Raw genomic sequence first — 11,081 nt, 5'->3', positions numbered from 1 at the left:
GGCGGCCTGGCTGCCGCCCATCACCGAGATGCGGGAATTGGGCCACATCCACAGGAAGCGCGGGTTGAACGCCCGGCCGCACATGCCATAGTTGCCGGCGCCGAAGCTTCCGCCGATGACCACCGTGAACTTCGGCACCTGCGCGCAGGCGACGGCGGTCACCAGCTTGGCGCCGTCCTTGGCGATGCCGCCGGCCTCGTATTTCTGCCCGACCATGAAGCCGGTGATGTTCTGGAGGAACACCAGCGGGATGCCGCGCTGGCTGCACAGCTCGACGAAATGCGCGCCCTTCAGCGCCGATTCCGAGAACAGGATGCCGTTGTTGGCGATGATCCCGACGGGATAGCCGAAGATATGGGCGAAGCCGCAGACCAGCGTCGTGCCGTAGAGCTGCTTGAACTCGTCGAACTCCGACCCGTCCACGATGCGGGCGATCACCTCGCGCACGTCGAAGGGCTTGCGGGAATCGGTCGGGATGATGCCGTAGAGGTCGTCCGCCGGGTACAGCGGATCCGCCGGCTTCCGCGTCTCCACCCCCAGGTTCTTCGGCCGGTTCAGGTGGCCGACCACCCGCCGCGCGATGCTGAGCGCATGGGCGTCGTTCAGCGCGTAATGGTCGGTGACGCCCGACGTCCGGCTATGGACGTCGGCGCCGCCCAGGTCCTCCGCCGTCACGACCTCGCCGGTCGCGGCCTTCACCAGCGGCGGGCCGCCGAGAAAGATGGTGCCCTGGTTGCGGACGATGATCGACTCGTCCGACATCGCCGGGACATAGGCGCCGCCCGCGGTGCAGCTTCCCATCACGACGGCGATCTGCGGGATGCCCTGCGCCGACATGTTGGCCTGGTTGAAGAAGATCCGGCCGAAATGGTCGCGGTCCGGGAAGACCTCGTCCTGGTTCGGCAGGTTGGCGCCGCCGCTGTCCACCAGATAGATGCAGGGGAGGTTGTTCTGTTGCGCGATCTCCTGCGCCCGCAGGTGCTTCTTGACCGTCAGCGGGAAATACGTCCCGCCCTTGACCGTGGCGTCGTTGGCGACCACGACGCATTCCCGCCCCGCGACCCGCCCGATGCCGGTCAGGATGCCGGCAGCCGGGATCTGCTCCTCGTAGACGCCGTAGGCGGCAAGCTGGGACAGTTCCAGATAGGGCGTGCCTGGATCGAGCAGCGTCCGCACCCGGTCGCGCGGCAGCAGCTTGCCGCGCGACAGGTGCCGGTCGCGCGACCGCGCCCCTCCCCCCTGCTTGATCTCGTGGACCTTGTCGCGAAGATCGGCGACCAGCGACCGCATCGCCTCGTCGTTGTCCGCGAACGACGCGTCCCGCGTGTCGATGCCGCTTTTCAGGATGGTCATCGCGGCGCCTCAGTTGGTTTCTTTGAAAAGCTCGCGCCCGATCAGCATGCGCCGGATCTCGCTGGTGCCGGCCCCGATCTCGTAGAGCTTGGCGTCGCGCAGCAGGCGGCCCGTGGGGTACTCGTTGATGTAGCCGTTGCCGCCGAGAAGCTGGATCGCGTCGAGCGCCACCTGGGTCGCAGCCTCGGCCGCGAACAGGATGGCCCCGGCGGCGTCCTTGCGCGTCGTCTTGCCGGCATCGCAGGCGCGCGCCACCGCATAGACATAGGACCGGCAAGCGTTCAGCCGGGTGTAGATATCGGCGACCTTGCCCTGGACGAGCTGGAACTCCCCGATCGGCGTGTCGAACTGCTTGCGGTCGTGGATATAGGGCAGCACCACGTCGAGGGCGGCCTGCATGATGCCGACCGGCCCGGCGGCCAGCACGGCGCGCTCGTAGTCGAGACCCGACATCAGGACGTTGACGCCCTTGCCGACCATGCCCAGCACGTTTTCTTCCGGGACTTCGCAGTCCTCGAACACCAGTTCCGACGTGGGCGAACCGCGCATGCCGAGCTTGTCCAGCTTCTGCGCCGGGCGGAAGCCCTTGAAGCCCTTCTCGATCAGGAAGGCGGTGATGCCGCGCGGTCCGGCGGAGGGATCGGTCTTGGCATAGACCACCAGCGTCTCGGCATAGTGGCCGTTGGTGATCCACATCTTCGAGCCGTTCAGCACGTAGCGGTCGCCCCGCTTGTCGGCCCGCAGCCGCATCGAAACCACGTCCGACCCGGCCCCCGGCTCCGACATCGCCAGCGCCCCGACATGCTCGCCGGAGATCAGCTTGGGCAGGTAGCGGTTCTTCTGCTCGTCCGTCCCCCAGCGGTGGATCTGGTTGACGCACAGGTTGGAATGGGCGCCGTAGGACAGGCCGACGGAAGCGGACGCGCGGGTAATCTCCTCCATCGCGACGCAATGGGCCAGATAGCCCATGTCGGCGCCGCCGAACTCCTCCTTGACGGTGATGCCGTGGAGGCCCAGTTCGCCCATCGCCGGCCACAGGTCGATCGGGAACTCGTCCTTGGCGTCGATCTCGGCCGCGCGGGGCGCCACCTTCTCCTGAGCGAAGGCGCGCACGCTGTCGCGCAGCATGTCGATGTCGTCGCCAAGGCCGAAGTCCAGATCAGGGTTCGATGCTACCGGCATTTTAGAGCGGTCCTCCCCAGGGGGTCTCGCCGGGACGTTCCACCCGGCTTCTTTAATTACGAACATACGTTTTTATAATAGGAGCCGCAACTCCCAATTTGGTTTCAAACGCACCTTAAGACGGTGATTATGCTGGCTTCCCCTCATCGTTGGCTATACAAACGTTCGTATTCGACTGGCCCTTTCGGTCCGTCCAGCGACAGATGGCTTCAAGGGAAAGTGCTGCACCATGGCGCGCACCGTCGGATCGAATGGCCCCAAGACGATGGAGGCGATCCGCAAGGCGGGGCTCCGGCTGATCTACACCCAGGGCTACGAAGCCATGAGCCTGCGGCGGCTGGCGGCGGAGGTCGGGATCCAGGCCGGCTCGCTCTATAACCATATCACCACCAAGCAGGATCTCCTGTTCGACCTGATCAAGGTCCACATGGACGAGTTGCTGGAACGGCTCGATCAGGCTCTCGACGGCATCGCCGATCCCGAGGAGCGGCTTCAGGCCTTCATTGCCTTCCATGTGGGATACCACATCGCGCGGAAACGGGAAGTCTTCATCTGCTATTCCGAGCTTCGCAGCCTCGAATCGAAGAACTACGACATCGTCGTGGGCTTGCGCCAGCAGTACGAGCGCAAGCTGATCGGCATCCTGGACGACGGCGTGGCGAGCGGCCGCTTCACCGTAGCCGACACCACCGTCGCGGCCTATGGCATCCTCGCCATGCTGACGGGAGTCTGCACGTGGTTCAAGCCGGCGGGCCGGCTGAGCAAGGAAGAAGTGACCGGCATCTATACCGGCATGGTCCGCCACGGACTGGTCCGGACGGTCGGCGCGCCCGCCGTCGCCGAAGCCACCTGACCTGACGTCATCTGACGTTCCGGCAAAAAGATGCCCCGCAGCGAATGACCGCGCGGGGCAAGTCCGAGGAACGCGATACCGTCGCGAGCCCTAGTATTATGGGAAATTACTTACCGTTTCGTTAACCATAATCTTCCGTTCTCCGGCAATCCGAAGAACAAGCCGATTTCCTGAGCCGCCGGCGGGGCGATGCCCCATATTATGCTCAGGAAATGGAGAGACACAGCAAGAAGGACGGCACAATGACCGCCACACCCGCAACCATGACCGCAACCGCGACCTCCGGCAAGGCCCGCCAGGACCCCAGCCGGATCGCCTACCAGAAGCCGCAGCCGTTCGGGATGATGCCGGACGTCTTCTTCGGCGGAGCGCTGAAGCTTGACGACGACGAGCGGGACTGGGTGCCGCAGGCTCCGGGCGTCTGGTTCAAGCCGCTGATCCTCAGCGTCTCGCAAGGGTTCTACGTCAACCTGCTGAAGGTGCGGCAATCGGGCGTCCTGTCGCGGCACCGGCATTCCGGCCCGGTCCACGCGTTCACGCTGCGCGGTTCCTGGCACTACCTGGAGCACGACTGGGTGGCGCGGGAAGGCGACTACGCCTTCGAACCGCCGGGCGAGACCCACACCTTGGTCGTCCCCGAGGGCGTCGAGGAGATGGTCACGCTGTTCCACGTGACCGGCGGCTACACCTATGTCGATCCAATGGGCGAGGCGCTGGGATACGAGGATGTCTTCACCAAGCTGGAAAATGCCCGCCGCCACTTCGACGCCATCGGCCTTGGGGCCGACCACCTGAACCGTCTGGTCAGGTAACCCCCTCCCCTTCCCGGCACCGGGCATTGGTGCCGAAGCAAGGCAAAGCCTGCAGGGGCAGACCGATTCCCAGCAGAAGAAGCGCCGTTCATCCCTCGAGCGGCGCCGCATTCCACGCGCAGCGATCCGGAATGACCACTGCATGCGGGTATGTGGCAATATGCCCCGCTGCCGACGGACAGCAGGACGATCAGCATAAACAGCATGTTCCAGTTGTCGAAAACTTTGCCGAGCATCCCCATGGGATGACCTTCCTGGACGGCAAAATGGCCGAAGTCCGCCAGATCCACGTATTCCGCACCTTCATAAACGCGCCAGTCCCCGGACTACGATAGCGCCGGAGCGATCGGCCGCTTAAGCCGGCAACCCTGCCGCTTTCCAGCGGCCCCTAAAACGGTGCAACAGCGCGCCCAAGAGTTGTGATAAAGCTGGCCTCGGCCATTGATGTTAATCCTTAACCCGGTGAGTCAGTGGCCGCGCCGGACTGTGGAGTCTCGACTCCGCAGTCCGGTTGCTTCGTGACAACGAAGCTGCGGCGGCCGTGAGTGGGTTGACGTGCGATGTCGAGACTTCCTCACAATTCAGAATCGACGGCTGCGACGCGCTGCCATGGCGCGCATACATCGCTGGATTCTCACCGGATTCGAGCGTTTCCAATGCTACGAACATTGAAAAAGAACATCCAGCCATGACGTCTGCGTAAAGCGGGTTGAATGCGCTACCAGCAACTCCAGCCCATTGTCATAGCGCTTCGGAACTTGACTTATATACGCTAACAGCGCACCCTTGATTGACAGTGACCATATGGAAATCAGCTTCGATCCGAAAAAAATGCAGCCAATCAGCAGGACCATCATCTGCCGCTGGCATTTGGAGAACAGGTTCTTGCTGGCCGAGTCTTCGAATTTCTGGACGCTCGGTTCGATTACAGTGAAGAGCGGCTGGTGTGTTTCGGCTATGTCGAAGGCCGCTTGTATGTATGCGTCTATACGGTCCGCGATGAAATCTTTCGAGTAATCTTGGTTCGCAAAGCTAACGAGCGGGAGGTCAAAAAATATGGCTGATAAAATGCTCAACGATGACAACCCGGACTGGAGCGAGTTCACACCCGCCCCTCTGGACCATGCCGCGAAGCTCAAGGCGACGCGGGCGCGCCTCTCCATGAGTCAGGCCGCGTTTGCAGCACTCCTTCACATTCCACGCTCAACCCTGCAAAACTGGGAGCAGCGCCGCACAGAGCCGGACGCGTTCACCCTGACCATCATCGACCTGATCTACGACGACCCCGAGGGAATGGCCGAACGGCTAAAGCGGAAACTCGTCGCTTGAGTTGAACCCCTGGAAAGCCGAAACCGCTTTGGCGCGGGAAAACGGCGGAAAAACGGGAAAACGGGGACAGACCACCATTTCCGGGGAAAACGGGGACAGACCACTATTTCCGTGATATCTCCATGCGCTGTATTTCGATAGACGAGTCCTGCCATGCCCCGCCGCCCGAGGCTCCAGCTACCCGGTGCTACCCTCCACCTCATTCAGCGTGGTAACAACCGGGGCGCCTGCTTTTTCGCCGACAGCGACTACCTGTACTATCTCAATGAACTTCATCAAGCCTGCCGCGCTCACCGGGTAACGCTCCACGCCTACTGCCTGATGACGAACCATGCGCACCTGCTGCTGACTGCGCAGGAGGCTGATGGCCCGTCGCAGGTCATGAAGCGGCTGGGGCAACGCTATGTGCAGTATGTGAACCGGACCTACCGGCGCAGCGGGACCTTGTGGGAGGGGCGGTTCCGGTCTTGCCTGATCGGAGAGGAGGCGTATTTGTTCGCCTGCTCACGCTATATCGAACTTAACCCAGTGCGGGCGAAGATGGTGGCCGATCCCGCCGACTGGCGCTGGTCGAGCTACCGGGCCAATGCCCTGGGCCAACCTGACGGATCGATCACTCCGCATCCCCTGTTCGAGGCACTGGGCGCGACGGTGCGGGAGCGGCACTCGGCTTACCGGGAGTTGTTCCGGGACCACCTCGCGCCGACTCTGGTCGATCAAATCCGCAGTTCCACGAATGGCGGCTTCGTTCTGGGAAGCGGCGCATTCCAACAACGGATCGCAACCCTCACCGGCCGGCGGACATGGCGTGAGACGCCCGGTCGGCCGGCGAAGGTGCCGGACGACTGGGGCGGCGACGAACTACTTTAGGAATTGCGCGTCTTGGCGGCCACCCGGTCCATATGGCTCCCGTGCAGCCTGGGCTAAGACGATCAACTTCGGACAGAATTAATCGTGGTCTGTCCCTGTTTCTCCCTGTGTCCCTGTTTCTCCCCTGGCGTGTTCAGCAGAACTCTCAGCATACCGCACGGGAGATTACAGGCATGTCAACCTACTGAAAACTTGACATCGCCTCCCAAAAAGGACTAAAGTCCTTTATATCAACACCCGGAAAGCCCCTGCCATGCCCCAGTCTGCTGAAGCCTCAGCCGAAACCAACACGGCTGCCCAAACCACACCCCCGCTGCCGCACCGGCAGGAGGTCTTCGCCCGGCATATCGTCGCCGGGTGCAGCCAGGCCGAAGCCGCACGGCGGGCCGGCTATGCCTGGGACAGTGCGCGGCAGACGGGGTCGCGGCTGGTGGCTGATGTCAACGTCGCAGCCCGTATCGCGGAACTGGCGCTTGCCAGGGAGGACAGCCACCGCACGGAGCATGACGATCTGGTCGCCAACCTCAAGCGCCTGATGACCGACAGCATGTCTAAGAAGAACACCAGCGGAGCACTCCGCGCCATCGACATGCTCGCCCGCTTTCAGGGCCATTACGCCAACGGCAACCGGGGTCAGTCCGGCAAAGCCTCGGCCCTGTCCGACACGCGCGACGCACCGCCGCCCGAACCCGCCCCCCAGCCCGTTCCCATCCCCGCGCCCGAAGACCCCGAACCCGAAGCCGTGTTCGACCCGCCGATGCCACCCGAGCCGCAGCCGCCGGTAGAGCCCGCTCCTGCGCCCCCTCCGCCTCCCCGGATGCAGCCGGGCCATGCCATCCGGGTGCTTCAAGCCAAGATCAGCATGATCGCCCATTGCCGCGACACGCTGAAGTCCCGCCACCCGCACGTCTACCAGAGCCTCGCCTTCACGGAGGAAGCGGCGATGTTCTTCGATGACGCGCTCGATCTCCTGCCGGAAGCCGACTGGCCGACCCGCCAGTCGCCCGGCAAGTGGCTATGGCCGCACGGCAACCCGGCAAACCCCACACTTTCCTGGGTCCAGGACGCCGACGACCGCATCGATGCCTACGCCGCTGCCTGTGCCATCGCCTACGCCGAGGCTCAGAATCATGACGTTTAAGTACGTTTACGGACGAACCGCAGGCGTCTCCACCGCCATGCCGCGTGACCGCGACATCAGGTAAAGCTCCAGCTCCACGAACTCCGGCGAGCCATAGGAATACGGTTCCGCCCTGACTCCCGCCATGCAGTTCCGCAAGCGCCGCTGAAGCGACCCCATCGACTGCCATTCCAGCCGGTAGATCGGGTATCCGGTCGCGTGCCCCTGCGGGATCACGCTGCCACCCAGCTTCCTGCCCCAATTGGCGTCGTGGCAGTCGGCGCAGGAAAAGTCGAGCTGCCCCTGCTTCCGGTGGAAAGCCTCGTCGCCCGCCTCGATGGCCCCCGCCAGCCGGGAGTCGTCCCCCGCCTGCACAGGCGTCCCGCGCGACTGGAAGCCGACATAGGCCGACAGGGCCAGGATTTCCGCGCTCTCCCACGGGAAAGGTTCGGCCTTCTGGTTCTTCTCCCGGCAGGTATTGATGCGCTGGTCCAGGTTGATCGGGCCGCCGGTTCGCGTGTCGAAGGCCGGGTAATGCGCCGCCACCCCCCGCATCGACCGCGCCGCGTCGCCGTGGCAGTCGGCGCAGGACTTGTCCTCGGCGCCGGCCTTGCGGTTCCAGATATCCTCCCCCTCCAGCACGGCAAGCATGCCGGGGTTGGAGGTATCGTCGCCCTGCATCGCCTGGGTCTGCGGTCCCATGAAATCGAAGCCGGACCGCCGGCCGTCACCATCGGCATCCGCCAAACCGACCGCCGCCCACCCGACCAGCGCCGACACGGCCACACCCAAACCCACACCCAGAAAGGAAAGCCGCCGTGACCCTGCGCTCATTCGACCGTGATTTTCGCCGTTTCCGTCTGGGTCTGGCCCTTGTCGTCGGTCCAGCTCAAGGCCAGTTCGCCGCTCTCAGTCGCCACCGTCGTAAAGGTGATGAAGGGGTTGGCCGTGATGGCGGGGAACAGGTCGGCGCTGAAGACTTCCTCGCCGTTATAGGTGCAGGTGAAGCGGTGAATGATGTCGCGCGGGATCAGCGCGCCGTCGGGACCGGTGCGGAATCCGGTTTCCATCGGATGGGATATCAGTGTCTTGATCTCGACGACCTCGCCGCGCTTGGCGGTCGGCGGGACGTTGATCAGGGTGCGGGCCATGTCTTCGGTTCTCCGGGGTCAGCTTTCGGCGCAGGCCGGCAGCGTCACGATCACCTCGGCCTCGTCCATCCAGAAGCTGCCGTCGCTGAGCTGGGCGATGGCGGTGATCTTCTGGCTGTCTCCCAGGCGGATGCGGGTCGAAACGCTCGCCCTGCCGGAGCGCGGCGTCAGGTGGAAGGTCGCGACGTTGGGCTGCGGGTTCTTCTCGTTGAAGACGGCTATCGTCTTCACATAGTCGCTCGGCTCCATCCAGTGCGCGACGTTGACCGCCAGCGGGACGGAATTGCCGTTCTCGACCAGCGCCGGCAGCACCAGTTCGACCTTGCCCTTGGCAACCGGGGCGGAGCCGGTGAAAGCGCGGATCGCGGCTTCCATCTCCTCCGGTTTCGCCAGGACGGGGCGCACCAGCAGCAGGGTGGCGAAAGCCGCTCCGGTGGCAGCCCCCGTCCGCAGGATGTCGCGGCGTGTCGCCAGTATCGTCAAGTCCTGGACCCTCCGGTCAGTCGCCCAAATCAATTGCGCAAAAGTCAATTGCGCAAGGTGGCAAGGAACGCCACCACGTCTTCGATCTCTTCGGCACTCAGGACGGGCTTGCCGCGCCACGCGGCTCCGACCCGCTCCAGCCCGTCCGTCCGATAATAGCTTGGCATGATGGAGCCGGGGTCAAGCCTTCGGCTGTCGATCAGCCGCAGCCTGATCTGCCCCTCCGACAACCGCGACCCTACTCCGGCGAGGCTAGGGGCCAGATCGCCCTGGAACCGCTCCTCCGGGAACGGGCCGGAATGACACAGCAGACACAACCCGCGCTGGCGGCTGGTGACGACGGCACGGCCCCGCGCCGGATCGCCCGCCCCCTCGACCAGCGGCGCCGGCACCGCATCGCCGACCACGGTATAAGGAAGCAGAGCCAGTGCCAGCACGACGCCGATCATCCGAAGACTTCCGCCGTGACGGTCTCGAACCACGCCTCCGCGTAGCGGGCCTCGGTCGAGCGGACGGAGGCAGGGGCATTCAGCGGGCTGACCCCTCCGGCGCCCTCGATATCGGCCAGCACGCCCTTGGCCGGCGCATAGACGCCCGCGACCGAAATGCCGTAGTCGGGGGCGACGAGGCTGTAGCAGGTGTTGATCAGCTTGGGGGAAGTCGGAACCCCGCCCTCCAGCAGCATCGCCACGGCCTCCGCGCAGACCTTGGCCTGGGCATTGGCGGAAAAGGCGGATTTCGGCATGGCGCCTGCCATGGCGCTGTCGCCGATCACGTGGATGTTGGGCTGAAGCGTCGATTCGAAGGTCACCGGATCGATCGGGCACCAGCCGCTGCGGTCGGTCACTTGCGCCGCAAAGGCGATGGCTCCGGCCTTCTGCGGCGGGATCACGTTGGCGACATCGGCGCGGTAGCGCTCGAAATCGGTGACGAAGGTCTTGCCCTCCCGCTCGAAGGCGGTCACCTGTCCGCCCTGCGACAGGCCGACCCATTCCAGCGTGTCGGGGTAAAGCTCTTTCCAGGCGTTCTGGAACAGCTTCTGCTTGGAAAAGCTGTCCTTGGCGTCCAGCACGATCAGCTTGGACTTCGGCTTGCGGGTCTTCAGATAATGGGCGATCAGGCTCGCCCGCTCGTACGGACCGGGCGGGCAGCGGTACGGCACGGGCGGCACCGACATGACCACGACGCCGCCGTCCTCCATCGCCTCCAGCTGGCGCTGGAGCAGGCTAGTCTGAGGACCGGCCTTCCAGGCATGGGGAACGTTCTCCGCCACCGCCGCGTCGTAGCCGGGCAGCGCGTCGAACCGCATGTCGATGCCGGGGGCCAGCACCAGCCGGTCGTATTCCAGAACAGTGCCGTTATCCAGCCGGACCTGCCGGGCCTGGGGATCGATGCGAACGGCGTGCTCGTGGATCACGGCGATACCTTCGGCCTTGACCTTGTCATAGCCGAACTTCTGCCCGTCCATCGACCGCAGCCCGGTCACGACGGCGTTGCTCATCGGACAGGAAACGTATGTCCGGTTGCGCTCGACCAGAGCGACGTCCAGCCCGTGGCGGCTCAGGAAACGGGCGCAGGTGGCGCCCGCGAAGCCGCCGCCGATCACCACGACCTTGGCCTTCGCCTGCGCAAAGACAGGCCGGGCCAGCGCCGTGGCGGAAGCGCCCAGCAGACAAGTCTTCAGAACCGCGCGACGGTTCGGGATCGGTCCACCCATGACTTTCCCCCTCACCCCTTTTCCCTTCGGCGCGGCTGGACGATCCAGGACGCGATGTCCCGGATCTCCTGTTCCGTAAAGCCCCTGGATATCCGGTCCATCACGGTCGGCGATCCCTGCCCCGCCCGGTATTCCAGCATCGCCGCCGCGATCTCGTCCGCCGACTTGGCCTTGATCGCTGGAATCCCGCCGCTCCGGCCATGGCAGCCGG

General features: G+C 64.5%; 13 protein-coding genes and 1 pseudogene. 6 read left to right on the top strand and 8 right to left on the bottom strand.

From position 1 onward, the window contains the following. Together AC5JJ6_RS19995 and AC5JJ6_RS19990 are read right to left on the bottom strand one after the other, a co-directional pair. A partial coding sequence (locus AC5JJ6_RS19995; protein ID WP_496043740.1) for a carboxyl transferase domain-containing protein occupies positions 1 to 1,353 on the bottom strand: 1,353 nt, incomplete at its 3' end. A gap of 9 nt (positions 1,354 to 1,362) precedes the next feature. Continuing rightward, a complete protein-coding gene (locus tag AC5JJ6_RS19990) occupies positions 1,363 to 2,535 on the bottom strand; it encodes an isovaleryl-CoA dehydrogenase (protein ID WP_496043739.1) in 1,173 nt (390 codons plus the stop codon). Between the two features lie 229 nt (positions 2,536 to 2,764). Between AC5JJ6_RS19990 and AC5JJ6_RS19985 the strand changes: the two genes are divergently transcribed. From AC5JJ6_RS19985 to AC5JJ6_RS19960, 6 genes and pseudogenes are all read left to right on the top strand, one after another. Further along, positions 2,765 to 3,388, top strand: a complete 624-nt coding sequence (locus AC5JJ6_RS19985) for a TetR-type transcription factor C-terminal domain-containing protein (protein WP_496043738.1) — start codon at positions 2,765 to 2,767, stop codon at positions 3,386 to 3,388. Positions 3,389 to 3,630: 242 nt separating this feature from the next. Beyond that, positions 3,631 to 4,200 carry a 2,4'-dihydroxyacetophenone dioxygenase family protein gene (locus AC5JJ6_RS19980; RefSeq protein WP_496043737.1) on the top strand — a complete coding sequence of 190 codons (570 nt, stop codon included), beginning with the start codon at positions 3,631 to 3,633 and terminating at the stop codon, positions 4,198 to 4,200. A gap of 833 nt (positions 4,201 to 5,033) precedes the next feature. Then, positions 5,034 to 5,264 (top strand): annotated as a pseudogene (locus AC5JJ6_RS19975) (BrnT family toxin); the annotation flags it as partial. Further along, positions 5,257 to 5,529 carry a helix-turn-helix domain-containing protein gene (locus AC5JJ6_RS19970; protein WP_429646788.1) on the top strand — a complete coding sequence of 91 codons (273 nt, stop codon included), beginning with the start codon at positions 5,257 to 5,259 and terminating at the stop codon, positions 5,527 to 5,529. The pseudogene AC5JJ6_RS19975 and the gene AC5JJ6_RS19970, both read left to right, overlap by 8 nt. A gap of 153 nt (positions 5,530 to 5,682) precedes the next feature. Continuing rightward, entirely contained in the window at positions 5,683 to 6,399 is a 717-nt protein-coding gene (locus AC5JJ6_RS19965) for a transposase (RefSeq protein WP_496043736.1), read from the top strand. Positions 6,400 to 6,652: 253 nt separating this feature from the next. Next, positions 6,653 to 7,540: a terminase small subunit gene (locus AC5JJ6_RS19960; protein ID WP_496043735.1), complete on the top strand. Its 888-nt coding sequence runs from the start codon at positions 6,653 to 6,655 to the stop codon at positions 7,538 to 7,540. A 6-nt stretch (positions 7,541 to 7,546) separates the two neighbouring features. On the opposite strand, the gene soxA is transcribed toward AC5JJ6_RS19960, so the two are convergent. From soxA to AC5JJ6_RS19930, 6 genes are all read right to left on the bottom strand, one after another. Beyond that, complete coding sequence (soxA, locus tag AC5JJ6_RS19955; RefSeq protein ID WP_496043734.1) at positions 7,547 to 8,299, bottom strand: sulfur oxidation c-type cytochrome SoxA; 753 nt, start codon at positions 8,297 to 8,299, stop codon at positions 7,547 to 7,549. A gap of 50 nt (positions 8,300 to 8,349) precedes the next feature. Further along, positions 8,350 to 8,670, bottom strand: coding sequence for a thiosulfate oxidation carrier complex protein SoxZ (gene soxZ / locus AC5JJ6_RS19950; RefSeq protein ID WP_044432407.1), 321 nt, complete (start codon positions 8,668 to 8,670; stop codon positions 8,350 to 8,352). 18 nt (positions 8,671 to 8,688) lie between these two features. Beyond that, the gene (locus AC5JJ6_RS19945) at positions 8,689 to 9,153 is read right to left on the bottom strand and encodes a SoxY-related AACIE arm protein (RefSeq protein ID WP_496043733.1); all 465 of its coding nucleotides are present in this window, start codon (positions 9,151 to 9,153) and stop codon (positions 8,689 to 8,691) included. 44 nt (positions 9,154 to 9,197) lie between these two features. Further along, positions 9,198 to 9,602 carry a sulfur oxidation c-type cytochrome SoxX gene (gene soxX, locus AC5JJ6_RS19940; protein ID WP_496043732.1) on the bottom strand — a complete coding sequence of 135 codons (405 nt, stop codon included), beginning with the start codon at positions 9,600 to 9,602 and terminating at the stop codon, positions 9,198 to 9,200. Then, positions 9,599 to 10,870 (bottom strand): FAD-dependent oxidoreductase, encoded by a 1,272-nt coding sequence (locus tag AC5JJ6_RS19935; protein WP_496043731.1) that lies wholly within the window; start codon positions 10,868 to 10,870, stop codon positions 9,599 to 9,601. The genes soxX and AC5JJ6_RS19935 overlap by 4 nt, the downstream gene beginning before the upstream one ends. 11 nt (positions 10,871 to 10,881) lie before the next feature. Beyond that, a partial coding sequence (locus tag AC5JJ6_RS19930; RefSeq protein ID WP_496043730.1) for a c-type cytochrome occupies positions 10,882 to 11,081 on the bottom strand: 200 nt, incomplete at its 5' end.

It is taken from the genome of Skermanella sp., assembly GCF_059503625.1.
This window is presented reverse-complemented; position numbering and strand designations above follow the sequence as displayed.